Raw genomic sequence first — 25,594 nt, forward strand, 5'->3', positions numbered from 1 at the left:
GGGCGACCACCGGCTCAGTCGGCCGGGTCCGCCGGATCGCTGAGCAACGGCGACGGCAGCGGCAGCGGTCGTCCGGCCACGACCCCGCCACGCAGGAGCGTCGCGCTCACGACGCCTGCCCGCGCGAAGACCCGCCAGCGCGCGCCGAACCACAGCTCGGCGTCGAACCGCCGCGCGAATGCCGGCGACACCTGAACCACGCCCGCGGCGGACGCGTCTGCGCCCGCGCCGTCCGCGAACCGCCACGACCACGCCGCGGCACCCTCGCCGGGCGCGACGCTCGCCCCGAGCGGACCGACCGTCACGACGAGGCCGCGACGAGAGCTCGGTTGACGCGCGAGGCCCAGAACGGCCCCTCATAGATGAAGGCCGTGTACGCCTGAACGAGGTCAGCCCCCGCGACGACGTACCGGCGCGCGTCCTGCGGGCTCGAGATCCCACCGACGCCGATGATCGTCGGGCCTTCACCCAGGCGCTCGCGCAAGCGCGCCACGACGTCGAGCCCACGCTCGAGCTCAGGCGGCCCGGAGAGCCCGCCCGGCCCGAGGTCGTGGTCGATCGTCGTGTTGACCGCGACGACGCCGTCGAGACCGAGCTCAGCGACCAGGTCAGCGATCGCGTCGACGTCGTCGTCGGCCAGGTCCGGAGCGATCTTGACGAGCAGCGGAACCGTTCGTGTCGTCACGGCCGCGTCCGCGGCCTCCCGCACGGCGACGAGGATCGGCCGCAGCGAGTCGACCGACTGCAGGTCGCGCAGGCCCGGGGTGTTGGGCGACGACACGTTGACGACGAGGTAGTCGGCGTACGGCGCGAGCAGGCGCGCACTCGTCGCATAGTCGCCCGCCGCGTCCTCGACCGGCGTGAGTTTCGTCTTGCCGATGTTGACGCCGACGACCGTGCGACGACCGTGGGCCGTCGACCGCAGCCGCCGCAGCTCCGTCGCCGCCGCCTGAGCACCGAGGTTGTTGAACCCCATGCGGTTGCGCAACGCCCGCTGGTCAGTGTGACGCCACAGGCGCGGCGCGTCGTTGCCCGGCTGCGCGTGCGCCGTGATGGTGCCGACCTCGACGAACGAGAAGCCGAGGGCCGTGAGCCCCTCGACCGCGGTGCCGTCCTTGTCGAAGCCTCCGGCCAGCCCGAGCGGGCCAGCGAGCGTGCGGCCGAAAGCCCTCACGCCGGGCTTGGCGCGCAACCTCGCGGCGAGCACGTCACGCACGCCGGGCGTGCGACCCGCGAGACGGATCGCGCCGTGAGCGAGGTGGTGGATGCGCTCGGGGTCCATCTTCCGAAAGACGTGGTCGAACAGGAGGTGGTACATGCGCAGGCTCCTCGGTGTCGGCTCGTTCAGGCAGGCGGGTCGGTCAGGGCGGTGTCGGGAGAGGCGGCCGCCTCGCGGGTGCGAGCGAGCCACCACAGCCCGGCGACGGGCAGAAGGAGCGGAACGTAGCCGTAGCCCTCGCCGAGGTGCGACCACACCGTCGCCTCAGGGAAGAGCTCGGGCCGCAAGAACGAGACAAGACCGACGCTGAGGACTCCGACGAACTCGATCGTCACGCTCGTCCAGGCGATCGCCCGGGAGCGCGGCGTCGCGCGCACCAGCGCGATGGTCGCCACGACGTAGAGGAGCGCAGCGAATCCCGACAGGAGGAAGGCGACGGGTGCTTCGTCGAGCTTCGTGCTGATCTGGTACGCGGCGCGGGCCGTCGAGGCGAGCGCAAAGATCCCGTAGACCGTGATCATGAGCATGCCGAGCCCGGAGCGCGTCGCGGGCCGGTCAGTGCGCGACGTGACGGGGAGCTCTCTCATGCGGCGAGCTCCCAGATCTGCCAGAGGCGCATCTCGAGGAAGGCGACCGTCACGGTCGCGACGAGCAGGACGACCGAGCTCCATCGTGTGCGCTCGATGAAGGCGACGAGGGCCGCGATCGGCAGGATGAGGAGGATCGAGAGGTGATAGCCCCACAGCATGATCGCGTCACCCCGCCAGCCCTGGACGAGCAGGACGATCGAGACGATCACCTGGACGAGCAGAACGCCCTCGATGACAGCAGCAGCCCAGAGCTGCTTGAGGATGACGGCACGGTCGCGGACCGTGAACCACACGGCCCAAGCGCCAAGAAGAGCGCACAGCACGAGGACGACGACGAGCAGGGGCAGGAGCACGGCTCCGAGCGTACCCGCCGCGCACGTGCTCACGGTGGGACGTCCGCCTGATCGGCCTCGAGGGACGTCCCACGCGGGGTGCCGTCCGGATGCCGGACGCTCGGGCTAGCATCAAGGGGTGGCAGACCTGACTCTTACCGGTAAGAATCCCTACTCACTCCCGGCCGACGCGCTCGTCGTCGCGACGGCGACGGTCGACGACTCCGTCGTCATCCTCGGCGACGCTCCCGACGCGGTCCGTGCGATCGCCGAGCACGCCAAGGCGCTCGGTCTCACGGGAGCGCTCGACGAGGTCGTGCGCGTCCCCGCACCCGCAGGCGTCGCCGCTGCGGTCCTCGTCCTGGCCGGCACGGGCGCCGGAACGCCCGCCCCCGAGTCCCTGCGCCGCGCCGCTGGCGCGAGCGTCCGGGCCCTGGGCGGCGGTCACACCGTGCTCGCGCTGCCTGCTGACGACGAAGCCGCCGTCGCGGCGGTCGCCGAGGGCGCACTGCTCGGCGCCTACGCGTTCGCGCGCTACCGCTCGTCGTCCGAGGCCCCGCGCCCGACGGTCCTCGAGCTCTCCTCGCCCGTCGCGCGCACGCGCGCCGCGAAGGACGCCGTCGACCGCGCCGTCATCGTCGCCGAGGCGATCAACTCGACGCGCGACCTCGTCAACACCGCGCCCAACGACCTCTTCCCCGCGGCATTCGCCGACATCGCGAAGACGGCGGCCAAGGGCACGGGCGTCAAGGTCACGGTGCTCGACGAGAAGGCGCTCCTCGCGGGCGGCTACGGCGGCATCATGGGCGTTGGCCAGGGTTCGACGCGCGGCCCCCGCCTCGTCAAGATCGCTTACGCCCCCAGCCGTCCCGCTGCGCGCGTCGCGCTCGTCGGCAAGGGCATCACCTTCGACACCGGCGGCATCTCGATCAAGCCCGCCAAGGGCATGGAGGCCATGAAGTCCGACATGGCCGGCGCCGCAGCTGTTCTCGGGACCGTCATCGCGGCCGCTCGCCTCGGCGGCGACGTCGCCGTGACCGGCTACCTCTGCCTCGCTGAGAACATGCCGGGCGGCGGCGCCCAGCGTCCGTCCGACGTCATCACGATCCGTGGCGGCACAACGGTCGAGGTGCTCAACACCGACGCCGAGGGTCGCCTCGTCATGGCCGACGGTCTCGTCCAGGCGGTCGAGGACGGCACGGATGTCGTCCTCGACATCGCGACGCTCACGGGTGCGCAGATCATCGCCCTCGGCGATCGCGTCTCCGGCGTCATGGGCACGGACGACGTCCGCACCGAGGTCGTCACGGCCGCGGAGGCAGCGGGCGAACAGTTCTGGCCCATGCCGCTTCCTGCCGAGCTGCGCCCCTCGCTCGACTCCAAGGTGGCCGACATCGCGAACATCGGCGGCCGCGCGGGTGGCATGCTCACCGCGGGGCTGTTCCTCCAGGAGTTCACGGGCGGAACCCCGTGGGCACATCTCGACATCGCTGGCCCGTCCTTCAACGAAGGTTCGGCCTACGGGTACACGCCCGTCGGCGGAACGGGCGTCGGCGTGCGCACGCTGCTCTCCTTCATCGAGGGCCGTTCCGCGCAGGCCTGAGCCGGCCGAGCACCCGCACGACCGACGAGCGGCGGCGGTCCCCACACGCGTGGGGACCGCCGCCCCCCCCCCCCCCCCCCCCCCCCCCCCCCCCCCCCCCCCCCCCCCCCCCCCCCCCCCCCCCCCCCCCCCCCCCCCCCGCTCCTCACCCTCGGCCATCCGATCCGTGCACGCTCAGCGCACGGGAGGATCCTGCGTGAGACGGCGGCCCTTCTGGCGCGTCCCCCAGTCCCGGTAACGCTGGGGATAGCCCGTGAACCTCACGTTGTAGACGGGCACGCCCAAGGACTGGCTGACGTCGAACGCCGTGCGCTCGTCGGGCACCGCCCTGCGCGTCCACTCCCCCGTCGTCGCGACGAGAAGGACCGTTGCGGGCGTGTCTCGCGTCGGAGGCTCCACGTACGCCTCGACACCGAGGCGCGAGGCGACGAACTCAGACAGATGCGCGACGACCTCACGGCCTTGCGCACGAGGCCGGACGTCTCCACCCTCGCGGGGGCGTCGTCGGAAGAAGCTCATCGGGCAATCCTACCGAGCCGCGTATCGACCGGCCCGGCGGATGTCAGCGGCATCACAGCACGCAGAACGCGATCCGGTTGGGCCGAGAGTCCTACTGATGACAAGATGAAGGCGGCGTGACCGCCGATCGTTCGCATCTAAGGAGCTGCACGTGGCCGACACCAACGGCACTTTCGACATCGTCGTCCTCGGCGGAGGGAGCGGCGGCTACGCCACCGCGCTGCGCGCGGCCCAGCTGGGCCTCACCGTCGCGCTCGTCGAGGAGAACAAGCTGGGCGGCACGTGCCTTCACAACGGCTGCATCCCGACCAAGGCTCTCCTGCACGCGGCCGAGCTCGCTGACAACGCCCGCGAAGGCGCACAGTTCGGTGTCCAGACCGAGCTCAAGGGCATCGACATGGCAGGGGTGAACTCCTACAAGGACGGAGTCATCTCGCGCCTGTACAAGGGCCTCCAGGGCCTCGTGAAGTCGCGCAAGGTCACCCTCGTCGAAGGCCACGGCAAGCTCGTCGGCCCCGACGCGGTCGAGGTCAACGGCCAGATCATCAAGGGCCGCAACATCGTCCTCGCGACCGGTTCGTACGCGCGCTCGCTGCCCGGCCTCGAGATCGGCGGACGCGTGCTCACGTCCGACCAGGCGCTCAACCTCGACTTCGTCCCCGGCTCGGCCATCGTGCTCGGCGGCGGCGTCATCGGCGTCGAGTTCGCCTCGGTCTGGACGTCCTTCGGTGCCAACGTCACCGTCGTCGAGGGCCTGCCTCACCTCGTCCCCGCTGAGGACGAGGCCATCTCGAAGGCGCTCGAGCGCCAGTTCCGCAAGCGCGGCATCAACTTCTCGGTGGGCGACCGCTTCTCGGGCGTCACCCAGGACGACAACGGCGTCCACGTGACCCTCGAGTCCGGCAAGACGTTCGACGCGGAGCTCCTCCTCGTTGCCGTCGGCCGCGGCCCCCGCACCGCCGACCTCGGTTACGAGGCGCAGGGCATCACGCTCGACCGCGGCTTCGTCATCGTCGACGAGCGCCTTCACACGGGCGTCGCCAACATCTACGCGGCAGGCGACATCGTTCCCGGCCTCCAGCTCGCGCACCGCGGCTTCGCGCAGGGCATCTTCGTCGCCGAGCAGATCGCGGGCCTCAACCCCCAGCCGATCGACGAGTCCGGCATCCCGCGCGTCACGTACTGCGAGCCCGAGGTCGGTTCGGTCGGCGTGACCGAGGCCAAGGCCAAGGAGCTCTACGGGGACGACCAGGTCGAGACCCTCGAGTACAACCTCGGTGGCAACGGCAAGAGCCAGATCCTCGCGACGCAGGGCTTCATCAAGCTCGTCCGCCGCAAGGACGGCCCCGTCGTCGGCGTTCACATGATCGGCTCGCGCGTGGGTGAGCTCATCGGCGAAGGCCAGCTCATCGTCAACTGGGAAGCTTACCCGGAGGACGTCGCGCACCTCGTGCACGCACACCCGACGCAGAACGAGGCCCTCGGCGAGGCGTTCCTCGCTCTCGCGGGCAAGCCGCTGCACGCTCACAACTGATCCAGCCGGAATCCTGAGGAGAGACAGAGAGATGTCTGAAGCCATTAAGATGCCCGCGCTGGGCGAGTCCGTCACCGAAGGCACCGTCACCCGCTGGCTCAAGCAGGTCGGTGAGCGTGTCGAGATCGACGAGCCCTTGCTCGAAGTCTCGACCGACAAGGTCGACACCGAGATCCCCTCGCCCGTCGCGGGCGTTCTCGAGAAGATCCTCGTCGAGGAAGACGAGACCGTCGAGGTCGGCACCGACCTCGCCTACATCGGGGACGGCTCGGGATCGGGCGACGAGCCCGCCGCTCCCGCGGCCGGCTCCGCTGACGAGACCGCGGTTGCCGAGGCTGCACCCGAGGCCGCTCCCGCGCCGACGTCCGCCGCGGCGGCCGCTCCCGCCACCGAGGCCGCTCCGGCTGCAGAGGCAGCCCCGGCTGCCGGCGGCGAGGGCGAGAAGGTCGTCATGCCTGCGCTCGGCGAGTCCGTCACCGAGGGCACCGTGACGCGTTGGCTGAAGTCGGTCGGCGACTCGGTCGAGGTCGACGAGCCGCTTCTTGAGGTGTCGACCGACAAGGTCGACACCGAGATTCCGTCGCCCGTCGCCGGAACCCTGCAGCAGATCTTCGTCCAGGAGGACGAGACCGTCGAGGTCGGCACGGCACTCGCATCGATCGGCTCCGGCGCCGCAGCAGCTCCCGCGGCGGCCCCGGCTCCCGCGGCCGCCCCCGCTCCGGCACCCGCAGCTCCCTCGGCGCCTGCAGCTCCCTCCGCGCCTGCCGCTGCGTCGGCACCCGCGCCCGCCCCCGCACCGGCCGCTCCCGCACCGTCGGCACCTGCTCCGGCAGCGGCGGCTCCGGCAGCGCCCGCTCCGTCGGCCGCGGCTCAGCAGTCCTCGGGCTACCTCACGCCGCTCGTGCGCAAGCTCGCGGCTGAGAAGGGCGTCGACGTGACGACCCTTGCCGGCACGGGCGTCGGCGGTCGTATCCGCAAGGAGGACGTGCTCGAGGCTGCCGCCAAGGCGGCCGAGGCTGCCAAGGCCGCCGAGGCACAGTCCGCGCCGGCCGCTGCCGCGCCCGCCGCTACCCGCTCGAAGGCACCCGCCAAGCTCGAGGTCTCGCCGCTGCGCGGCACGACCGAGAAGGCGAGCCGTCTGCGCAAGATCATCGCGACGCGCATGGTCGAGGCTCTCCAGACGCAGGCTCAGCTGACGACCGTCGTCGAGGTCGACGTCACGAAGGTCGCGCGTCTGCGCGCCAAGGCGAAGGACGGTTTCAAGGCACGCGAGGGCGCCAACCTCACGTTCCTGCCGTTCTTCACCCTTGCTGCCATCGAGGCGCTCAAGGCGTACCCGAAGGTCAACGGCGTTCTCGCGGACGACATCATCACGTACCACGGCCAGGAGAACGTCGGCATCGCGGTCGACACCGAGCGCGGTCTGCTCGTCCCCGTCATCCACGACGCGGGCGACCTCAACCTCGCGGGTCTCTCCCGCAAGATCGCCGACCTCGCCTCGCGCACGCGTGACAACAAGGTGACGCCCGACGAGCTCGGTGGCGCGACCTTCACGATCACGAACACCGGCTCGGGCGGCGCGCTCATCGACACGCCGATCGTCCCCGGTGGCACGTCCGCGATTCTCGGAACCGGCACGATCGTCAAGCGTCCCGCGGTCATCCAGGACGAGGACGGCCAGGACGTCATCGCGATCCGTCAGATGTGCTTCCTGTCCCTCTCGTACGACCACCGTCTCGTCGACGGTGCCGACGCGTCGCGTTACCTCATGGCGATCAAGCGCCGCATCGAGGAAGGCGCGTTCGAGTCCGAGGTTGGTCTCTGACACCAGCGTCACCCGGAGCCCGTCGTCCCGCATCCGCGGGGCGGCGGGCTCCGCTCGTTCCCGTGCACGCAGGCTCCCCCTACTGCGACCCGACCGGCGTCACCGACGCAACCTTCCACGTTCCGGCGTCGTGGACGAGACCGAGCGTGTGCCGCAACGGCTCCCCACCCGGCTCGAGCTGGTAGGTGACGAGGACGTCAGCGCTCCTCGCATCACTGCGCACGACCTCCGCCTCCCTCACCTGCGCACGCACGGACGGCAACGTCGCCTCGCCTCGCAACACCCGTCCGACGAGCGCGAGGTCGGCATCGCGGACGGGGCCGGCGGCGACGAACGTCGCGAGGCGCGCGGCGACCTCGTCCATCGCTGCCTTGCGGGACGGCTCGGGTACCGCAGCGAGCCCGGCAAGGACCTCGACGCGCTCGACCGTCGCGCGGCGGGCAGCATCGGCCGGCCCCTCGGCCTGGGGAGTCTCGCCCGCGGCGGCGCCCGCATCCCGCGCGGCAGCCACAGCACCCCGTGTCGTCGCGACGTCCTTCCGGGCATCCGTTCCGTCGCGGGAGGAGGCGTCGAGCGCCAGGCGCACGCCTCCTGAACCGACCCCCACGACGAGGACGACGGCGGCCGCGAGCCGCCAGGCCCGGCCGCGACGCGTGGAGCTGCCCAGCACCGAGGAACGTCGAGGTGTGTCGAGCCGCCCACGACCGAGGCGCCCGCCGTCGCGCCGCGCGCCCGGGGTTGGCCAGGACCCCGGGCGCTCGCTCCGTCTGGGTGGCAGCCCGTCCTCGCCGCCACGCGGGCTCGACGCGCTCCTCAGGACGAGGGGTGGGCGCGACCGTGCGCGTCCGACGGGGCCGGCGCCCGTCTCGGCACGTCTCGTGAGGCCCAGACGTGTCCCTGACGGCGCCAGGTGGGCCGTGCGCCGAGCCTGCGGGGCCGGGGCGACCAGGGGGCCAGCACCGCGCACGAGCGCGCGCCAGTCGAGATGCTCGCTCGTCGGCAGTGCTCCGGGCGTCAGCTGCGCGCGGGGCGTCAGTTGGCCCGGTGCCTCGGCCACGACAGACTCCCCGAGTCGTTCACGCAGGTCAAGAGCGCGCGCGGCCAGGTCGCCGGGCGCCGGCGCGGCGAGGCCGGAGCCGTCGGACAGGACGGTGCGCATGCTGCCGGGGACGACGAGACCCGCGCGTTCGATCTCACGGGCGAGCGTGGCGGCGACCTCGCGGGTGACGTCGTGCGAGGGCGGCGCGGGAACGTCGGGCATCCCGCACCACGGCTGAGGGTGCAGCCGCAGGGACGACCGCGCGTCCTCCCCCGGACCCACCTCCCGCAGGCGCGCGAGAAGCTCCCCGACGAGCACACCGCCCGGGACCGGCAGCCCGCACGACCGGAGCGCGACTCCCGCACGGCACGCGGCGACAAGCACGTCGAGGGCATCGAGGACCGACCTCGGCCTCGACGCGGGATCATCGTCACCGCGCACTGCGCGCGAGGATTCCTCCGGGAGCATCTGCCCGCCTGGCCACACGAGCACGAGCGAGCGCGGCGCCGGGTCAGCGGCATCGCCGACGGGCATCGCCCCCACAAGCGGCACGACGTTCTCGTGCTCAAGGACAAGGAGCGCACTCGTGCGCGCACGGACAAGCTCCCACCGCTCCCCTGAGTCGATACTCAGAGCGGTGAGGTCATAGGTCGCACCATCCGCGTCGATGGCTCGCCACACACCGCCCGCGTCGTCCCGAGGCTGGGCCTGCAGGCCAAGCCGGGCCATCGCTTCGCGGACGTCGGCGTCCGCCACGTCGGCGCGGCTCTCTTGAGGCGCGGAGGCGAGGGTGCGTGATCCGTCGTCGGCCGTGGTTCGGGCGCTCCCCGTCAGGCTGTCGTCCATGGTCTGCATCCAAGCGCGGATCAGGCAGGCCGGGGCGTCATCCACAGGTTCGGCTGGACAGGGGCATGACACCTGCCGGACGCGGCGGCCCACCCGGCGAGGACGGGTTACGGTGAGTGACATGGACGTGGTCGACCTCGGTCTCGGAACTCAGCTGCGCGACTTCGAGGAGACCTGGGACCTCCAGCGACGCATCCACGCGGAGGTTCTTGACGGGCGACGTCCCGACACGCTCCTCATGCTCGAGCACGCCGACGTCTACACGGCCGGACGGCGCACGCGACGCAGCGACCTGCCGACCGACGGGACCCGCGTCATCGACATCGACCGCGGCGGCCGCATCACGTGGCACGGCCCCGGCCAGCTCGTCGTCTACCCGATCATCCGGCTCGTCGAGCCGGTCGACGTCGTCGCGTACGTGCGTGCTCTCGAGGACGCCGTCATCGGACTGTGCACCGACCACAACCTCACGACGGTTCGCGTCGAGGGCCGCAGCGGGGTGTGGGTTCCGGGCACCCCTGAGGCCAAGGTCGCGGCGATCGGCTGCCGCGTCGCCAAGGGCGTGACGATGCACGGGCTCGCGCTCAACGTCGACCCCGACCTCACGGCCTTCGACCGCATCGTCCCGTGCGGGATCGACGACGCCGACGTGACATCGCTCACGCGCGCGACCGGCCACCCGCTCACTCCCGCGCTCGTGGCCAGCGGGCTCGTCGCTCATCTTGAGCGCGTCCTCGCGCCGTTACGCGCCTCCGGCGCGCAATCCGCCACTCCGAGCACGCTCGACGAGGTTCCCGCCTGAACGTGCGCCGCCGGTCCGATGCTCGGATCTCAACGGCCGCCCCCACCCGTCCGTCGTAGGCTGGGACTTCAGTCCCTCACACCCCAGGAGAGATACGTGACGATCGCACCCGAGGGCCGCCGCATGCTGCGGGTCGAGGCGCGCAATGCCGCCGTCCCGATCGAGAAGAAGCCTGGGTGGATCAAGACCCGCGCAACGATGGGACCCGAGTACTCCGAGCTCAAGAGCCTCGTGAGCACCGGCGGCCTCCACACCGTGTGCGAAGAGGCCGGCTGCCCCAACATCTACGAGTGCTGGGAGGACCGCGAGGCCACGTTCCTCATCGGCGGCTCCGAGTGCACGCGCCGCTGCGACTTCTGCCAGATCGACACGGGCAAGCCCGCCGCGCTCGACACTGACGAGCCGCGCCGCGTCGCCGAGTCGGTCCGCCAGATGGGCCTGAAGTACTCGACGATCACGGGCGTCGCCCGCGACGACCTGCCCGACGGCGGCGCGTGGCTCTACGCCGAGACCGTCCGTCAGATTCACGCGCTCAACCCGGGCACCGGCGTCGAGCTGCTCATCCCCGACTTCAACGCTGTCCCCGAGCTCCTCGCCGAGGTCTTCTCCTCGCGCCCCGAGGTCCTCGCGCACAACCTTGAGACGGTTCCGCGCATCTTCAAGCAGATCCGACCGGGGTTCCGCTACGAACGGTCGCTCTCGGTTCTCACGCAGGCGCGCGAGGCCGGCTTCGTCACGAAGTCGAACCTCATCCTCGGCATGGGTGAGACGACCGAAGAGATCGAGGACGCGCTCGTCGCGCTCCACGAGGCGGGCACGGACCTCATGACGATCACGCAGTACCTGCGCCCGAGCCCGCGGCACCACCCCGTCGACCGTTGGGTCAAGCCCGAGGAGTTCGTGCACCTCGCCGAGGTTGCCGAGAAGATCGGCTTCCTCGGGGTCATGTCGGGCCCCCTCGTGCGTTCCTCGTACCGCGCCGGCCGTCTGTGGGGCCAGGCCATGACGCGTCGGGGCCTGGCGATCCCCGCCGAGCTCGCGCACCTTGCTGAGCCGACGACGTCGCGCCAGGAGGCCGCTCACCTGCTCGCCCAGCAGTCCGCGTCCTGACCGACGACTCGACGAACGGCACTAGACTGACTCCCATGGCCCGCAAGAAGGACGATGCCGCTGCGCCCGCGCAGGCGGCCACGAAGACGACCAAGGTGAAGAAGCGCCGGTGGTATCACCAGGTGTGGGACGCCTACAAGATGACGGTCGCGCAGGACCCAGCGGTGCGCTGGTGGATCCTCGCGACGTTCTTCGGCATCCTCGCCGTCGCGCTCATTCTCGGCCTCGTGCTCGACAACTCGTGGTTCTGGGGAATCCTCGGTCTTCCGACCGCCGCCCTGGGTGCGATGTTCGTCCTGGCGCGACGCGCTGAGCGCGCTGCATACGCACGCATCGAGGGACAGCCCGGGGCGTCGCTCGCCGCGCTCGGCACGATCCGCCGCGGCTGGACGTTCGAGCAGGAGCCTGTCTTCATCGACCCCAAGACTCACGACGCCGTCTTCCGGGGCGTCGGCCGCCCGGGCGTCGTCCTCTTCGTCGAAGCGCCCGCCTCGCGTGCGCAGCGCGTCGGAGAGAACGAGCGCAAGCGCACCGCACGCGTGCTCCCCAACGTTCCCGTGACGATCGTCCAGATCGGCCGCGAGGCAGGGCAGGTTCCCCTGCCCAAGCTCGTGCGCCACGTGACCAAGCTCAAGCCCGCGATCAACAAGCACGAGATCACCGTCGTCCTCAAGCGCCTCACCGCGCTCGGCACGGCGCGTCTGCCCATCCCCAAGGGAGTCGACCCGACGCGGATGCGTGTCGACCGCAAGGGCATGCGCGGTCGCTGAGCCAGACGTCCGCAGCCACGTGAGGCGCTCACCCCTGACGGGGTGAGCGCCTCACGTCGTTCTGGGTCAGCGTCGGACGAGAACCGTTCCCGCACCGCGGTCGTGCAGGCCGCGCCCGTCACCGTCCCACACGACGGCGGGGATGACGACGCACAGCAGGAGCGCGCGGACTGCGGCCCGCAAGGGTCCGACGAACGTCGCGCCGTCGATGCGTCGCACACCGAGCCCGAGGACCCGGTGGCCGAGTGTGAAGCCCAGGAATCCCACGAGGAGGATGTTCTCGACGAAGAAGACGGCAAGGGTGCCGGTCGGGTTGCCGTCGAACAGGAGCGCCGACACCCCCATGCACGCGAACCAGTCGATGAACAACGCGGGGATCCTGCGTCCCAGGGTCGCGAGCGACCCGGTACCCTCGGGTGGCAGCCCGAGCGACCCCCCTGCCGCGCCCGCGCCGTTCGACGGGGCGCCCTCCAGCCACGAACCGATGTCTTCTCTTGAGACCACGGGCCCAGCCTACGTGGACGGGCGGTCCCCGTTCACACGGACCTCACCGGGACGTCGGCCACGTAACACGGCGGAAACATCAGGGTCACGGTCGAGAAATCGCGATCTTCTAGCCTAGGACGTGCCTGATCGAGGGCGCCCCACTCTCCCCAAGGAGCAACGGATGTTCAAGACCGCCGAGGAGGCAATTGCCTTCACGCGCAACGAGGACGTCGAGTTCGTCGACGTGCGCTTCTGCGACCTGCCCGGAGTGATGCAGCACTTCAACATTCCGATCGCGCAGTTCGAGGAGTCCGCATTCACGGACGGCATGATGTTCGACGGGTCCTCGATCCGCGGCTTCCAGGCCATCCACGAGTCAGACATGAAGCTCGTCCCCGACGTGACGACCGCGTACATCGACCCGTTCCGCAAGCGCAAGACGCTCATCGTGAACTTCTCGATCGTCGACCCGTTCACGGACGAGTCCTACTCGCGCGACCCGCGCAACGTCGCGTTCAAGGCTGAGGCGTACCTGCGGTCGACCGGCATCGCCGACACGGCGTTCTTCGCTCCCGAGGCCGAGTTCTACGTCTTCGACGACGTCCGCTTCGAGACCACCCAGCACTCGGCGTTCTACTCCCTCGACTCCAAGGAGGCGGCGTGGAACACGGGCCGCGCCGAGGAGGGTGGCAACCTCGGCTACAAGACCCGGTACAAGGGCGGCTACTTCCCCGTCTCCCCCAATGACCAGATGGCCGACCTGCGCGACGAGATGTGCGCGGTTCTCGACGAGGTCGGCCTCGAGGTCGAGCGCGCCCACCACGAGGTCGGCACCGCGGGCCAGCAGGAGATCAACTACCGGTTCTCGACGCTCACCGCAGCGGCCGACGACCTCATGAAGTTCAAGTACGTCATCAAGAACGTCGCGTGGGAGGCCGGCAAGTCCGTGACCTTCATGCCGAAGCCCCTCTTCGGAGACAACGGCTCGGGCATGCACTCCCACCAGTCGCTGTGGAAGGACGGCAAGCCGCTGTTCTACGACGAGGCGGGCTACGGCGGCCTGTCGGACCTGGCCCGCTGGTACATCGGCGGCCTGCTCAAGCACGCACCCGCGCTGCTCGCGTTCACGAACCCGTCGGTCAACTCCTACCGTCGCCTCGTGCCCGGCTATGAGGCCCCCGTCAACCTCGTGTACTCGGCGCGCAACCGCTCCGCGTGCATCCGCATCCCCGTGACTGGATCGAACCCCAAGGCCAAGCGCGTCGAGTTCCGCGTCCCGGACCCCTCGGCGAACCCGTACCTCGCGTTCGCGGCCCAGCTGCTCGCCGGCATCGACGGCATCAAGAACCGCATCGAGCCGCCGGAGCCGATCGACAAGGACCTGTACGAGCTTCCGCCCGAGGAGCACGCGCTCATCCAGCAGGTCCCCGCCTCGCTCGAGGAGGCCCTGCAGGCGCTCGAGGCCGACCAGGACTTCCTCACCGTCGGCGGCGTGTTCACGCCGGACCTCATCGAGACGTGGATCGACTACAAGCGCACCCACGAGCTCGCGCCGGTCCAGCTGCGTCCGACGCCCCACGAGTTCGAGCTCTACTACGACTGCTGACCTAGTTCAGCAAGTTGACCTGCGACGACGCTAACCGCTGACCGCCGCAGTCCGCAGAGAGTCCGCACGAGCCGCCAGCACCGTTTCGACGGCGGCCCGTGTGGACTCTTCTGTGTCCGGCCACAGGTGCCCGTACACGTCGAGCGTCGTCTTCGCCGAGGCGTGCCGCATGCGCGCCTGGACGATCTATGAAGAAGTCGCTGACGAGCCTGACCGACTCGCTCGCCAAGATGCAGGAGACGTCGGTCAAGCGCGGCCACGACCGCTGCAGTGAAGGCCGCGCAGAAGACGCTCGCCGCCCAGGGAAAGACGACGAAGAGCATCTGGGCCAACGGCGGCTCCAAGGGCCTCACGGTGCTCCTGGCGGGCTTCACCGACGGCGGCAAGGTCAAGAAGGGCGCGGCAGGCAAGGCCGTCAAAGCCGCCACGCTCGCCGACATCGCCGAGGGACGCGAGATCATCGCCACGCGCCTCGAGAACGCCAACGCGCGACTCGAGGAGATGCAGGGCCAGTACGACCAGCTCAAGTCCTCGACCTCGTCGTCCATCCGCGGAGAGCTCGACCTCAAGGCAGGCATCGGGCAGGACACCGTTGACCAGTGGGGCCACACGGTCAAGGGCAAGACCACGTTCGCCAGCGTCTCCAGCCAGGTCATGACGATGTCCGCCAAGGCTAGGACGTTCGCGGGCAAGCTCAAGGCTCTCGTCTCCAAAGGCATCCGCGCAGGGCTCGTGCAGGAGGTCGCCGCGCTGGGCACCACCGAGGGCATCACCGTCGCCGATGTACTGCTCTCCGGTACGGCCGCCGAGGTCGAGTAACTCAGCGCCGACTACTCCGCGCTCGGCAATTGGTCCGACGCCGCGGGCACCTACCTCGCCGACCAGATGTACGGCGCAGGCATCGCCGCGCAGGAGGGCTTCATCAGGGGCCTCGAGGCCGACGACGCCAAGCTGCTCGCCGCCACAAAGACCCTCACCGCGAAGGTCACCGCCGAGGTGAAGAAGCAGCTCGGCATCAAGAGCCCCAGCCGCGTGTTCAAGTCCCTGGGCCGGTTCACGGTCGACGGCTCCACCGGCGGCATGGAAGACCGCTACGCCACGGCGCAGAAGTCGCTCTCCGGGTTCGCAACGAACCTCACCCAGGCCGAGTTCGCCGCGCCGGCCGCCCCGAAGGTCACACCCCAGTCAGGCGCGAACGCGACGGCCAGCGACAACAACGAGCGCCTCGTGCACATGCTCATTGACGCCCTCGCGAACATGCACTTCGAGGTTAGCAATACCGTCGGCACCAACAAGCGCACGGCGGCCGAGATTGTCCTGAGCGGCATCCAGGGGGCGGCGCGGACCGACCGGAACGTGCTGCAGACGGCCCTCCGGTGATTGACCACCCGGCGCCCGTCGCGGGCGCCGACTTCTCACAGTCGGCGCCCGCGAGGACCGAGGTCAGTCTTCGAGCACCACGGCCAGGCGCTGCCTGAACCACTCGGAGCCCAAGCGCTGTGCTCCGTCGACGCTCTCCGCTGAGACCGAGTGCACGAGCATGCCCCCGACAGAGACGCGACCCTCGTACCGATCGGGGTCGACGGCGGCACACACGACATCGACCCGGACCGTGAGTGGGGCCTCGTGCCCTCTCCACACGGTCCCCACCTCGATGGGCTGGTGATCGAACTTGCGAATGATGCGACCCAACATGCTTACTCCCTACCTCGTGGATGAGTGCGGGGATTATAAGGAGGGGGGTATCACTGTCAACGAAGATCGCCGCGAGGCGTGTCAGGGCTCTTGGTGTCGCCTCTCTGCGCGCCGGTGCGCTGCTTGGGATCGCGCGGTTCTCATCATCGCGTCCAACGGCACCACGGCCGTCTGTGTTCGCAGCAGGTCGAGGCAGTGGACGTCGAACCTGACGAGCCTTCCCACCTTGTGGTGCGGGAGCGACTTCGTGTTGTGGCGCACCCAGTCGACTGACATGTCGATCTGCGCGGCGAACCACTCCGCGTCGCGCAGCGGGTCGTGGTGGCGTGGTTCAAAGTGCTCGGCCATGGACCTACGCTGCCACGGCTGGCGGCCCGCAGCCCGGCGTCGCGGTCGTCGACCCCAAATCGATGCGACGAGCGCTCCACGGCGCGCAATTCACGCTGCTCGTCGACGGCCGCCCCGTCAAGGCGATCGTCCAGGCCGAGATCACGACCGCCGCCGCAGCGATGGCCCGCGGGTACTGACCAGTGGGGCGCGGCCAGCTGCTCTGGTCGCGCCCCACTCGCCTAGCCGGGGATGTTGCGAGGATCGTTCCCCTTCGGGATCGTGTCCTTCGCGCGGATCGCGCCGTCCTTGCCGTGGGTCAGCATCTCGCCGCCCCCGGCGTTGCCGAGGATCTCGCGGGCACGTGCCTGCGCCTGGGCCTGCGTGTCCGTGTGCGCGGACGCGCGGGATGCCCCAGGTGCTTTGACGTCCCAGCCTCCCTGCGCGCCCGGCACGACGTGTCTCTGCTCTGCCATGTTCTCACCTCCTCTCGTCGATCGGGCAGCCTGGCACAAGCCACGGACACTCGTCACGCATGAGGACCCCTGCGGCCGCACAGGACATCCTGCACAGACGCCGCTGTCCGCGTGCAGTCCGCACGGAGTCCGCAGGAGCATCCGCAGCGGTACCCCTTCTCCACCGCACTCAACGAGCGGAGCCGCAGGATCCCGCGCCTGCCAACATGACTCCTCCGAACCCGCAAGATGACGCGAGTTCGAGCTCTACTACGACTGCTGACCACCTGTCACCGACACGACGGGCCCGCGCGCAGATGCTGCGCGCGGGCCCCGTCGTTCGTGCGGTAGGTTCACTCTGCCCGCATCGCGCCCGCTGGAGGCCCCCGTGACTGTTCCTGACGTGCAGCCCCGCTACATCGACGACGTCGATCCCGCGGCCAGGCCACCGCGTTGGCTCCCCAAGGCGCTCGTCATGACCGTCGTCGCCGCCATCGTCGGCGTACTCGCCTGGCGCGCGATGGGCATGCTCACGGCGCTCTTCACCAACCTCGTCATCGCGCTGTTCATCTCGCTCATGCTCGAGCCGCTCATCGTGTGGCTCGTGCGCCACCGCTGGAAGCGAGGTGCGGCGACCGGTGTCGTCATGGGCGGTGCGTTCGTGGCGATCGCCGGCATGATCGCCATGTTCGGCACGATGTTCGTCACGCAGGTCATCGAGCTCGGCAAGTCCGTGCCCGACGCGTACGACAGCATCCGCACGTGGGCTGACACGACGTTCGGCGTCGAGCTTCCCGAGAAGTCAAAGCTCCTCGGGCAGGCGCTCGACGGCTGGGGTGACGACATCGCCTCATCCGCGCTCGGGATCGGCACCTCGCTCCTCGGCTTCGTCTTCGCCGTCATGACGATCGGCCTCGTCGTCTACTACCTGTGCGCGGCCGGCCCCAAGTTCCGGGCCGCCATCTGCTCGTGGCTCGCACCGCGCAACCAGGTGACGGTGCTGCACCTCTGGGACGTCACGCAGGTCAAGGTCTCCGGGTTCATCAACTCTCGCCTCGTCCTGGCGTTCCTCTCGACGGCGTTCACGCTCGTCTTCCTCATGATCCTCGGGATCCCGTACTCGCTGCCGCTCGCCCTGTTCACGGGTATCGTCTCGCAGTTCGTCCCCACGATCGGTACGTACATCGGTGGCGCGCTGCCCATCCTTCTGGCGCTCGCGCAGAGCCCCATGAAGGCACTCGCCGTCCTCGTGTTCATCGTCGTCTACCAGCAGATCGAGAACTACCTCTTCTCGCCGAAGATCTCGCAGAAGGCCCTCGAGATGAACCCGGCCGTCGCGTTCATCGTCGTCCTTGCGTTCGGCGCCGTCTTCGGCGCGCTCGGCGCGTTCCTCGCGCTCCCCGTCGCCGCGACGATCCAGGCCGTCGCCTCGACTTACCTGCGTCGCCACGAGCTCGTCGACTCCACGCTCCTGCGTGAGCACCTGCCAGCTGACGGCTGGCAGGACACCGACGATCCCGACGATTCCGGGGTTGTGCGTGTCCCGAGCGTCGAGTCCGACGCCGACTCCGCGCCCGCCAGCGCGGCACCCGCCGACGCAACGCCGACCGACGCGCCAGCGGACGACAAGGACGCCTGAGCGCGCTCAGGCCCCGTAGAACACGCGGTCCACGACCGCACGGCACCGTCGCGCGGTCCGCAGGTAGAGCTCGTCGAGCTCGTTCGCGTCGTGATGACCCAGCAGTCGCGCAACACCCTCGAGATCACGCCTCGCCGACGGCAACAGGTCGGTGCCCGTCCCGTCTGCTCGTCCCGACCACAAGACGTTCGCGTTGCGCACCGACGACGCCAGCAGCCACGCCTCACGCAGCACGTCAGCGTCGGAGGCCTCGACGAGGCCGTGCGCCGCGAGCACGTCGAGCGCACCGAGCGTCGACGTCGTCCGCAACGCGGCCACACGCCCCGCATGCTCCAGCTGCAGCAGCTGGACCGTCCACTCGACGTCGGCGAGACCACCACGGCCAAGTTTGACGTTGCGCGCCGGGTCGGTGCCGCGCGGCATCCGCTCGGCCTCGACGCGTGCCTTCATGCGCCGCACCTCGCGCGCCCGCTCGGTCGGCAGCTCAGCCGGGTAGCGCACGGCATCGATGATCGGGGCGACCGCGTCCCACAGGTCCTCGGGGCCCGCGACACGTCGGGCGCGCAGGAGGGCCTGCGCCTCCCACATGAGCGACCACCGCGCGTGATACTCGGTGAACGACTCGAGCGAGCGCACGAGCGGCCCGTGACGCCCCTCAGGTCGCAGGTCCGCGTCAACCTCGAGCGACGGCTCGGAACTCACCTCCCCGAGCAGCTGCCGCAGCCGGGTCGCCACGGCCGTCGCATACGTGTGCGCCTCCGACTCCCCCGCGCCCCCGCGGGGTCGGTGGACGAACTGCACGTCAGCATCCGAGCCGTACCCCGACTCGCGGCCACCCAACCGCCCCATGCCGATGACGAGGACATCGGCGAGAGGAGCCTCGTGCGACCTCTCGGCGCACACCGCGTGGTGCGCCACGCGCAGCGCGGCAGCGAGAACGACGTCGGTGATCCCAGAGATCGCCTCGGCGGCCGCGAGCACGTCGGTCAGCCCGAGCGCCTCGGCCGCCGCGGTGCGCGCAAGCTCACGACGGCGCAGCGCGCGCACGGAGTGGGCCGCAGAGACGACATCTTCGGCGCGGCTGAGCATGGCATCGGTCTCAGACGCGAGACGGTCCACGCCCGGCAGCGCGAGCTCGGCATCCTCACCGAGCCACGACACCGACTCGGGTGAGCGCGACAGCGCGTCCGAGAGATAGCGCGACCCCGCGAGCAGCCGAGCCAGTCGACGCGCCGCCGTGCCCGAGTCCCGCAACAGCTTGAGGTACCAGTGGCTCCGCCCCAGCTCGTCCGACAGCACCCGGAAGCTGAGCAGCCCGCCGTCCGGGTCCGCCCCCTCAGCAAACCAGCCGAGCATGACGGGGAGCAGCTGACGCTGGATGGCGGCCCGGCGTGAGACGCCGTCGGTCAGCGCCGCGATGTGCCGCACCGCACCTCCCGGGTCCCGGTAGCCGATGGCCGCGAGCCGTGCCCGCGCATCCTCGGGACGCAGTGATGCCTCGGACGCGGAGAGCCGCGCGACCGCCGGAAGAAGGGGCCGGTAGTAGAGCCGCTCGTGCATCGCGCGCACCGTGAGTCGAGTCTGCCGCCAGGCCGCCAGCACTCCCTCAGCGCCTTCGGCACGCAGCCCCACAGAGCGCGCCAGCCGGCGCAGATCCGCGTCAGCCGTCGGCAGCAGATGAGTGCGAAAGAGCCGGTGCAGCTGGAGGCGGTGCTCAAGGACGCGCAAGAACCGGTAGCAGCGTGCCATCTCGTCACGGTCGTCGCGTCCGACGTACCCCGCGTCGGTCAGCGCATCAAGGGCCGTGAGCGTCGTGGCCACCCGGATCGAGGCGTCGCCGCGCCCGTGGACGAGCTGGAGCAGCTGAACCGTGAACTCGACGTCCCGCAGGCCGCCCTTGCCGAGCTTGACCTGGCGATCGGCCTCCGCAGCAGGCACGTGGTCCTCGACGCGACGACGCATCGCCTGCGCATCGCTGACGAAGTTCTCGCGGGTCACCGCCTGCCACACGAGCGGCGAGACCGCCTCGAGGTACATGGCGCCGAGCTCCGCGTCGCCCGCGACGAACCGCGCCTTGAGCAGCGCCTGGAACTCCCAGGTCTTCGCCCACCGGTCGTAGTACGCGCGGTGGGAGGCGACCGTCCGGACGAGAGGCCCGTCCTTGCCCTCGGGCCGCAGCGCCGCGTCGACCGTCCAGAGCGGCGGTTCCCCCGACGGCTGCGCGCACGCGCGTGCGAGCGCCGCCGCGAGGCGCGCACCATCGGCGAGCGCAGCGGCCTCGTCGGCGCCCTCGACGGGCTGTGCGACGTAGACGACGTCGACGTCGGAGACGTAGTTGAGCTCCCGCGCACCGCACTTGCCCATCGCGATGACCGCGAGCCGAGTCTCGGCCCCGTGGCCGGGCAGGCCCGCCCGCGCGATCGCGAGCGCCGCCTCGAGCGCGGCAGCGGCGAGGTCGGAGAGCGCGGCAGCGACCTCGGGCAGGACGTCGACCGGCGAGGGCGCGGCCAGGTCCCAAGCGGCGACGCGTGCGAGACGACGACGATAGGCCCGCCGCAACGCGTCGGTCGCGGCGCTCACCTCGGAGGTGGAGGCCGCCTGCGGAGCTGCGAGCGAAAGACCGCACGCGAGGGGGACCTCCGCCCTGGGATCCGCAGCGACGGCCCGCAGTAGTTCCGCACGCACCTGCACGGGATCGGCGTCGAGGGGCGAGTCGCCGCTGAGGACCGCGCCGAGAACGTCGGGATGCCGGACGAGCTCGTCAGCGAGGGCGACCGACGCGCCCAGCACGGCCAGGAGCCGGGCGCGGGCGTCGTCGTCGGTCGCGAGCGCGGCCCGCAGGACGGGCTCCTCGGGTCCGTCCGCGACCGCCTCGGCGATACGCACGAGAGCGAGCAGCGCCGCGTCGGGGTCGGCAACGGGTGCGAGCGCGGCGACGAGCGCATCCCGATCGCTCAGGACGCGCGCAAGCGCGGCATCGCCGAGAAAAGCCTCGGCGCGCGCGACCTCGCTGAAGCCCGCGCGCCGCAGCCGCGTCCCGGCCGACTCGCGCCTGCCACCTCCCGGTGAGGTGCTCGGAACGCTCATCGACCGCGGACCCGCGTCACAGGACGGGCAGGAAGTGCTCGAGCTCGAACGGCGTCACCTGCGAGCGGTAGTTCTCCCACTCCTGACGCTTGTTGCGCAGGACGAAGTCGAAGACGTGCTCACCGAGCGTCTCGGCAACGAGCTCCGACCGCTCCATGAGACGCACAGCCTCGTCGAGCGACTGAGGAAGCGGTTCGATCCCCGCGGCACGGCGCTCGGCATCGGTGAGCAGCCAGACGTCCTCGGCCGAACCCTCGGGGAGCTCGTAGCCTTCCTCGATGCCCTTGAGGCCCGCCGCAAGCAGGACAGCGAACGCCAGGTACGGGTTCGCGGCCGAGTCGAGCGCGCGGTACTCGATGCGCGAGGAGTTGCCCTTGCCGGGCTTGTACATCGGCACCCGCACGAGCGACGAGCGGTTGTTGTGACCCCAGCAGATGTAGCTCGGTGCCTCAGCCCCGCCCCACAGGCGCTTGTAGGAGTTGACGTACTGGTTGGTGATCGCCGTGATCTCGGCCGCGTGCGTGAGCAGGCCCGCGATGAACGCGCGACCCGTGCGGCTCAGCTCATACTGCGCGCCCGGCTCGTGGAAGGCGTTGCGATCACCCTCGAACAGCGACAGGTGCGTGTGCATGCCTGATCCCGGGTGCTCCGCCATGGGCTTCGGCATGAAGGACGCGTACACGCCCTGCTCGAGCGCGACCTCCTTGATGACCGTGCGGAACGTCATGATGTTGTCCGCGGTCGTCAGTGCGTCCGCGTAGCGCAGGTCGATCTCGTTCTGCCCCGGGCCCGCCTCGTGGTGCGAGAACTCGACCGAGATGCCCATGGTCTCGAGCATCTGGATCGCGGCTCGACGGAAGTCATGCGCATTGCCACGTGCCACGTGGTCGAAGTAGCCGGCGCGGTCGACCGGGACGAGCGGGAGCCCCTGACCGAGCGGGCCCTTGAAGAGGTAGAACTCGATCTCAGGGTGCGTGTAGAACGTGAAGCCCTTCGCGGCCGCGCGGTCCATCGCACGCTTGAGGACGTGCCGGGAGTCGGCCAGCGACTCGGTTCCGTCAGGGTTGAGCAGGTCGCAGAACATGCGGGCCGTCCCGTTGCGGTCCCCACGCCACGGAAGCGTCTGGAACGTCGCGGGATCAGGACGGGCGACCATGTCTGCCTCGTAGACCCGCGTGAGGCCCTCGATCGCCGAGCCGTCGAAGCCGATGCCCTCGGCGAACGCACCCTCGAGCTCAGCCGGTGCGATCGCGACGGACTTGAGCATCCCCAGCACGTCGGTGAACCAGAGGCGGATGAATCGGATGTCGCGCTCCTCGACGGTGCGAAGCACGAACTCCTGCTGCTTGTCCATGTGACCATCCTGCCCGAGAAGTGTTTCAAGCACGTTGCACGACCGACACTCGGCACGTCGGGGCCCGCCAGACACGGCTCCAGCGCGACGACGTCCCGCCCGCGACCCCGCAGGTCGCCGCACGTCCTAGGCTTGAGCCATGCCAGAGCTCTCCATCGCGCTCGCCCAGGTCGACACGTGCGTCGGCGACCTCACCGGCAACGCGCGTCTCATCCGCGAGGCCGTCGCGACGGCCGCAGCTGACGGCGCGCGGCTCGTCGCCTTCCCCGAGATGACCCTCCCCGGCTACCCGGTCGAGGACCTCGCGCTGCGCGCCGCCTTCCGCGACGACGCGGCGGCCGCGGTCGACACGCTCGCACGCGACCTCGCCGGCGCAGGGCACGGCGACATCACCGTCGTCGTCGGAACGCTCGGAACCGTGGCGACCCCGGCCGGGCCGCGCCCGACGAACCGCGCCGTCGTGCTGCGCGACGGCCGCATCGTCGCCACGTACGACAAGCGCCACCTGCCCACCTACGGCGTCTTCGACGAGGCCCGGGTCTTCATGCCCGGTGAGACGTCCGTCGTGTTCGAGGCCGACGGGCACCGCGTCGGGCTCATGGTGTGCGAGGACCTCTGGCGCACGGACGGGCCGGTCGACGACCTCGCGGGCGCCGACCTCGACCTGCTGCTCGTCCTCAACGGATCCCCCTACGAAGAGGGCAAGGACCCCGAACGCCTCGCCCATGCCCGACGCACCGCAGCGACGCTCGGAGCACCCGTCGCCTACGTCAACCAGGTCGGCGCGCAGGACGACCTGGTCCTCGAAGGAGGAAGCTTCGTCCTCGATGCCGCAGGTGACGTGGTCGCACGCTGCGCCCAGCTCGAGCCCGACCTCCTCCTGCACCCCGTCCCGCGACGCGGCACACCGCTCACGCGCGGCCGCATCGCACGGCCGCTCGACCCCGACGAAGAGGTCTACCGCGCATGCGTCGCCGGGCTCGCGGGCTACATCCGCAAGAACAGCTTCCGTTCCGTCGTCCTCGGTCTCTCGGGTGGCATCGACTCCGCACTCGTCGCAGTCATGGCTGCGGACGCGATCGGCGGCGAGAACGTCGTCGGTGTCTCGATGCCCTCGGTCCACTCCTCGCAGCACTCCAAGGACGACGCGGCCGACCTCGCCCGCCGCATCGGCGCGGACTACCGCATCCAGCAGATCGGCACGACCGTCGCTGCCTTCGAGGACGCCCTGCCGCTCGACGGCATCGCCGCCGAGAACCTGCAGGCCCGGGTCCGCGGCATGATCCTCATGTCGCTGTCGAACGCCGAGGGTCACCTCACGCTCGCGACCGGCAACAAGTCAGAGCTCGCCGTCGGGTACTCGACCGTCTACGGCGACGCGGTCGGCGGGTACGCGCCGATCAAGGACGTGCTCAAGTCGCGCGTGTGGGCGCTCGCCCGGTGGCGCGACAACCACGCGCTCGACCGAGGCGAGCTCCCCCCGATCCCCGAGTCGTCCATCACCAAGCCACCGTCGGCCGAGCTCCGACCAGGCCAGGTCGACCAGGACTCCCTGCCGCCCTACGACCAGCTCGACGCGGTGCTCGAGGACTACGTCGGACGCAGCCTGGGCCACGACGCCTTGCTCGAGGCCGGCCACGACCCCGAGACGATCGCGCTCGTGCTCCGGCTCGTCGACCGCGCCGAGTGGAAGCGCCGCCAGTACCCGCCGGGCCCCAAGGTCACCGCGCTGGCGTTCGGACGCGACCGACGCCTTCCGGTGACGAGCCGACGGCGCGAAGCACCCGCCACCCCCGAGACCGTCCAGGCCACGAGCCTGACCGCCAGCGCCAGCGCCAGCACCACGAAACCGACCGAGGAGCAGCCATGACCGACCACACCGCAGCAGACCAGACGACTCCGCCGCGGCGCGTCCGCGTCCACCACCTGCGCGAGGCCAAGGAACAGGGCCGCAAGCTGACGATGCTCACGGCCTACGACGTGCCGACCGCGCGCATCTTCGACGAGGCCGGTGTCGACATGCTCCTCGTCGGCGACTCGATGGGCGACAACATCCTCGGCCACGAGAACACCCTGCCCGTGACGCTCGACGAGCTGATCCCCGCCGCGCGCGCGGTCGCCCGCGGTGCCCGCCGCGCGTTCGTCGTCGCTGACCTCCCCTTCGGCAGCTACGAAGCCTCCGCCGAGCAGGCCCACGCAAGCGCGGTGCGCATGATGAAGGAGACGGGCGTCCACGCCGTCAAGATCGAAGGCGGACGACGGATCGCGGCGCAGGTCGAGCTGCTCACACAGTCGGGCATCCCGGTCGTCGGGCACCTCGGCTTCACGCCGCAGTCCGAGAACGTCCTCGGTGGCAAGCGCATCCAGGGCCGCGGCGACGCCGCCGACAAGCTCAAGGCCGACGCGCTCGCGCTGCAGGAGGCCGGGGCGATCGCCATCGTGCTCGAGATGGTGCCCGCACCCTTGGCGAGCGACGTCACCGAGATCCTTCACGTGCCGACGATCGGCATCGGCGCCGGTCCCGAATGCGACGGCCAGGTGCTCGTATGGCTCGACATGGCGGGCATGGGCGACTGGGCCCCGCGCTTCGCCAAGCAGTTCGGGCGCGTCGGCGAGGCGCTCTCGCAGGCCGCGCGTGACTACGTCAGCGAGGTCACGGGAGGCACGTACCCCGGCCCTGAGCACACCTACACGAGCTGAGCAGCAGCGCTCGGCGCGACGACGGCGGGGGGGGGGGGGGGGGGGGGGGGGGGGGG

General features: G+C 70.5%; 24 protein-coding genes. 12 read left to right on the forward strand and 12 right to left on the reverse strand.

Going from position 1 to position 25,594, the window contains the following annotated elements:
- Nucleotides 1-14: 14 nt before the first annotated feature.
- The 4 genes from ACTVCO_RS10045 to ACTVCO_RS10060 are packed head-to-tail and all read right to left on the reverse strand — an operon-like array spanning nt 15 to nt 2,162.
- The gene (locus ACTVCO_RS10045; protein ID WP_443728274.1) at nt 15-305 is read right to left on the reverse strand and encodes a hypothetical protein; all 291 of its coding nucleotides are present in this window, start codon (nt 303-305) and stop codon (nt 15-17) included.
- Entirely contained in the window at nt 302-1,318 is a 1,017-nt protein-coding gene (locus ACTVCO_RS10050; protein ID WP_443728275.1) for a quinone-dependent dihydroorotate dehydrogenase, read from the reverse strand. The genes ACTVCO_RS10045 and ACTVCO_RS10050 overlap by 4 nt, the downstream gene beginning before the upstream one ends.
- 26 nt (nt 1,319-1,344) lie before the next feature.
- Complete coding sequence (locus ACTVCO_RS10055) at nt 1,345-1,806, reverse strand: hypothetical protein (RefSeq protein ID WP_443728276.1); 462 nt, start codon at nt 1,804-1,806, stop codon at nt 1,345-1,347.
- Nucleotides 1,803-2,162, reverse strand: a complete 360-nt coding sequence (locus ACTVCO_RS10060) for a hypothetical protein (protein ID WP_443728277.1) — start codon at nt 2,160-2,162, stop codon at nt 1,803-1,805. Before ACTVCO_RS10060 ends, ACTVCO_RS10055 begins: the two co-directional genes overlap by 4 nt.
- 118 nt (nt 2,163-2,280) lie before the next feature.
- Between ACTVCO_RS10060 and ACTVCO_RS10065 the strand changes: the two genes are divergently transcribed.
- Complete coding sequence (locus ACTVCO_RS10065; RefSeq protein ID WP_443728278.1) at nt 2,281-3,744, forward strand: leucyl aminopeptidase; 1,464 nt, start codon at nt 2,281-2,283, stop codon at nt 3,742-3,744.
- A 174-nt stretch (nt 3,745-3,918) separates the two neighbouring features.
- On the opposite strand, the gene ACTVCO_RS10070 is transcribed toward ACTVCO_RS10065, so the two are convergent.
- Entirely contained in the window at nt 3,919-4,263 is a 345-nt protein-coding gene (locus tag ACTVCO_RS10070; RefSeq protein ID WP_443728279.1) for an oxidoreductase, read from the reverse strand.
- A 151-nt stretch (nt 4,264-4,414) separates the two neighbouring features.
- Between ACTVCO_RS10070 and lpdA the strand changes: the two genes are divergently transcribed.
- Together lpdA and sucB are read left to right on the forward strand one after the other, a co-directional pair.
- Nucleotides 4,415-5,797 (forward strand): dihydrolipoyl dehydrogenase, encoded by a 1,383-nt coding sequence (gene lpdA, locus ACTVCO_RS10075; protein ID WP_443728280.1) that lies wholly within the window; start codon nt 4,415-4,417, stop codon nt 5,795-5,797.
- A gap of 31 nt (nt 5,798-5,828) precedes the next feature.
- The gene (sucB, locus tag ACTVCO_RS10080) at nt 5,829-7,622 is read left to right on the forward strand and encodes a 2-oxoglutarate dehydrogenase, E2 component, dihydrolipoamide succinyltransferase (RefSeq protein WP_443728281.1); all 1,794 of its coding nucleotides are present in this window, start codon (nt 5,829-5,831) and stop codon (nt 7,620-7,622) included.
- Between the two features lie 79 nt (nt 7,623-7,701).
- Here sucB and ACTVCO_RS10085 read toward each other — a convergent pair whose 3' ends face one another.
- Nucleotides 7,702-9,507: a hypothetical protein gene (locus ACTVCO_RS10085; protein WP_443728282.1), complete on the reverse strand. Its 1,806-nt coding sequence runs from the start codon at nt 9,505-9,507 to the stop codon at nt 7,702-7,704.
- 112 nt (nt 9,508-9,619) lie between these two features.
- On the opposite strand from ACTVCO_RS10085, the gene lipB reads away from it, so the two are divergent.
- From lipB to ACTVCO_RS10100, 3 genes are all read left to right on the forward strand, one after another.
- Nucleotides 9,620-10,309 carry a lipoyl(octanoyl) transferase LipB gene (gene lipB / locus ACTVCO_RS10090; RefSeq protein WP_443728283.1) on the forward strand — a complete coding sequence of 230 codons (690 nt, stop codon included), beginning with the start codon at nt 9,620-9,622 and terminating at the stop codon, nt 10,307-10,309.
- A gap of 96 nt (nt 10,310-10,405) precedes the next feature.
- Nucleotides 10,406-11,419 (forward strand): lipoyl synthase, encoded by a 1,014-nt coding sequence (gene lipA, locus ACTVCO_RS10095; protein WP_443728284.1) that lies wholly within the window; start codon nt 10,406-10,408, stop codon nt 11,417-11,419.
- A 35-nt stretch (nt 11,420-11,454) separates the two neighbouring features.
- On the forward strand, nt 11,455-12,189 hold the full coding sequence (locus tag ACTVCO_RS10100) for a DUF4191 domain-containing protein (RefSeq protein ID WP_443728285.1): 735 nt from the start codon (nt 11,455-11,457) through the stop codon (nt 12,187-12,189).
- Nucleotides 12,190-12,255: 66 nt separating this feature from the next.
- Here ACTVCO_RS10100 and ACTVCO_RS10105 read toward each other — a convergent pair whose 3' ends face one another.
- Nucleotides 12,256-12,693, reverse strand: coding sequence for an RDD family protein (locus ACTVCO_RS10105; protein WP_443728286.1), 438 nt, complete (start codon nt 12,691-12,693; stop codon nt 12,256-12,258).
- Between the two features lie 163 nt (nt 12,694-12,856).
- Between ACTVCO_RS10105 and glnA the strand changes: the two genes are divergently transcribed.
- The 3 genes from glnA (at nt 12,857) to ACTVCO_RS10120 (ending at nt 15,661) form a co-directional block, all read left to right on the forward strand.
- Entirely contained in the window at nt 12,857-14,281 is a 1,425-nt protein-coding gene (gene glnA / locus ACTVCO_RS10110) for a type I glutamate--ammonia ligase (RefSeq protein ID WP_443728287.1), read from the forward strand.
- A 270-nt stretch (nt 14,282-14,551) separates the two neighbouring features.
- The gene (locus tag ACTVCO_RS10115; RefSeq protein WP_443728288.1) at nt 14,552-15,100 is read left to right on the forward strand and encodes a hypothetical protein; all 549 of its coding nucleotides are present in this window, start codon (nt 14,552-14,554) and stop codon (nt 15,098-15,100) included.
- Nucleotides 15,101-15,166: 66 nt separating this feature from the next.
- Complete coding sequence (locus tag ACTVCO_RS10120) at nt 15,167-15,661, forward strand: hypothetical protein (protein ID WP_443728289.1); 495 nt, start codon at nt 15,167-15,169, stop codon at nt 15,659-15,661.
- A 63-nt stretch (nt 15,662-15,724) separates the two neighbouring features.
- Here the strand turns inward: ACTVCO_RS10120 and ACTVCO_RS10125 are convergent, their stop codons facing one another.
- The 3 genes from ACTVCO_RS10125 to ACTVCO_RS10135 all read right to left on the reverse strand — a co-directional run bounded on the left by ACTVCO_RS10125 (nt 15,725) and on the right by ACTVCO_RS10135 (nt 16,779).
- Nucleotides 15,725-15,976: a hypothetical protein gene (locus ACTVCO_RS10125; RefSeq protein WP_443728290.1), complete on the reverse strand. Its 252-nt coding sequence runs from the start codon at nt 15,974-15,976 to the stop codon at nt 15,725-15,727.
- An 81-nt stretch (nt 15,977-16,057) separates the two neighbouring features.
- Nucleotides 16,058-16,324: a hypothetical protein gene (locus ACTVCO_RS10130; protein WP_443728291.1), complete on the reverse strand. Its 267-nt coding sequence runs from the start codon at nt 16,322-16,324 to the stop codon at nt 16,058-16,060.
- Nucleotides 16,325-16,545: 221 nt separating this feature from the next.
- Entirely contained in the window at nt 16,546-16,779 is a 234-nt protein-coding gene (locus ACTVCO_RS10135) for a DUF2188 domain-containing protein (protein ID WP_443728292.1), read from the reverse strand.
- A gap of 367 nt (nt 16,780-17,146) precedes the next feature.
- Between ACTVCO_RS10135 and ACTVCO_RS10140 the strand changes: the two genes are divergently transcribed.
- Nucleotides 17,147-18,397, forward strand: a complete 1,251-nt coding sequence (locus tag ACTVCO_RS10140; protein WP_443728293.1) for an AI-2E family transporter — start codon at nt 17,147-17,149, stop codon at nt 18,395-18,397.
- Nucleotides 18,398-18,403: 6 nt separating this feature from the next.
- Here ACTVCO_RS10140 and ACTVCO_RS10145 read toward each other — a convergent pair whose 3' ends face one another.
- Both ACTVCO_RS10145 and ACTVCO_RS10150 read right to left on the reverse strand, forming a co-directional pair.
- Nucleotides 18,404-21,484, reverse strand: coding sequence for a bifunctional [glutamine synthetase] adenylyltransferase/[glutamine synthetase]-adenylyl-L-tyrosine phosphorylase (locus ACTVCO_RS10145; RefSeq protein ID WP_443728294.1), 3,081 nt, complete (start codon nt 21,482-21,484; stop codon nt 18,404-18,406).
- Between the two features lie 16 nt (nt 21,485-21,500).
- Nucleotides 21,501-22,838: a glutamine synthetase family protein gene (locus ACTVCO_RS10150; RefSeq protein WP_443728295.1), complete on the reverse strand. Its 1,338-nt coding sequence runs from the start codon at nt 22,836-22,838 to the stop codon at nt 21,501-21,503.
- A 139-nt stretch (nt 22,839-22,977) separates the two neighbouring features.
- Between ACTVCO_RS10150 and ACTVCO_RS10155 the strand changes: the two genes are divergently transcribed.
- Together ACTVCO_RS10155 and panB are read left to right on the forward strand one after the other, a co-directional pair.
- Nucleotides 22,978-24,708, forward strand: a complete 1,731-nt coding sequence (locus ACTVCO_RS10155) for an NAD+ synthase (RefSeq protein ID WP_443728296.1) — start codon at nt 22,978-22,980, stop codon at nt 24,706-24,708.
- Complete coding sequence (gene panB, locus ACTVCO_RS10160) at nt 24,705-25,538, forward strand: 3-methyl-2-oxobutanoate hydroxymethyltransferase (protein WP_443728297.1); 834 nt, start codon at nt 24,705-24,707, stop codon at nt 25,536-25,538. The genes ACTVCO_RS10155 and panB overlap by 4 nt, the downstream gene beginning before the upstream one ends.
- The last annotated feature ends 56 nt before the right edge of the window (nt 25,539-25,594 follow it).

The organism is Sanguibacter sp. A247 (assembly GCF_052324925.1).
GTDB lineage: Bacteria > Actinomycetota > Actinomycetes > Actinomycetales > Cellulomonadaceae > Flavimobilis.

What these genes read in the sequence shown, in the direction of transcription:
- ACTVCO_RS10050 (WP_443728275.1), bottom strand. Translation starts at nt 1,318, where the DNA reads ATGTACCACCTCCTGTTCGACCACGTCTTTCGGAAGATGGACCCCGAG.
- ACTVCO_RS10055 (WP_443728276.1), bottom strand. Translation starts at nt 1,806, where the DNA reads ATGAGAGAGCTCCCCGTCACGTCGCGCACTGACCGGCCCGCGACGCGC.
- ACTVCO_RS10070 (WP_443728279.1), bottom strand. Translation starts at nt 4,263, where the DNA reads ATGAGCTTCTTCCGACGACGCCCCCGCGAGGGTGGAGACGTCCGGCCT.
- sucB (WP_443728281.1), top strand. Translation starts at nt 5,829, where the DNA reads ATGTCTGAAGCCATTAAGATGCCCGCGCTGGGCGAGTCCGTCACCGAA.
- ACTVCO_RS10085 (WP_443728282.1), bottom strand. Translation starts at nt 9,507, where the DNA reads ATGGACGACAGCCTGACGGGGAGCGCCCGAACCACGGCCGACGACGGA.
- ACTVCO_RS10100 (WP_443728285.1), top strand. Translation starts at nt 11,455, where the DNA reads ATGGCCCGCAAGAAGGACGATGCCGCTGCGCCCGCGCAGGCGGCCACG.
- glnA (WP_443728287.1), top strand. Translation starts at nt 12,857, where the DNA reads ATGTTCAAGACCGCCGAGGAGGCAATTGCCTTCACGCGCAACGAGGAC.
- ACTVCO_RS10120 (WP_443728289.1), top strand. Translation starts at nt 15,167, where the DNA reads ATGTACGGCGCAGGCATCGCCGCGCAGGAGGGCTTCATCAGGGGCCTC.
- ACTVCO_RS10125 (WP_443728290.1), bottom strand. Translation starts at nt 15,976, where the DNA reads ATGTTGGGTCGCATCATTCGCAAGTTCGATCACCAGCCCATCGAGGTG.
- ACTVCO_RS10130 (WP_443728291.1), bottom strand. Translation starts at nt 16,324, where the DNA reads ATGGCCGAGCACTTTGAACCACGCCACCACGACCCGCTGCGCGACGCG.
- ACTVCO_RS10135 (WP_443728292.1), bottom strand. Translation starts at nt 16,779, where the DNA reads ATGGCAGAGCAGAGACACGTCGTGCCGGGCGCGCAGGGAGGCTGGGAC.
- ACTVCO_RS10145 (WP_443728294.1), bottom strand. Translation starts at nt 21,484, where the DNA reads ATGAGCGTTCCGAGCACCTCACCGGGAGGTGGCAGGCGCGAGTCGGCC.
- ACTVCO_RS10150 (WP_443728295.1), bottom strand. Translation starts at nt 22,838, where the DNA reads ATGGACAAGCAGCAGGAGTTCGTGCTTCGCACCGTCGAGGAGCGCGAC.
- ACTVCO_RS10155 (WP_443728296.1), top strand. Translation starts at nt 22,978, where the DNA reads ATGCCAGAGCTCTCCATCGCGCTCGCCCAGGTCGACACGTGCGTCGGC.
- panB (WP_443728297.1), top strand. Translation starts at nt 24,705, where the DNA reads ATGACCGACCACACCGCAGCAGACCAGACGACTCCGCCGCGGCGCGTC.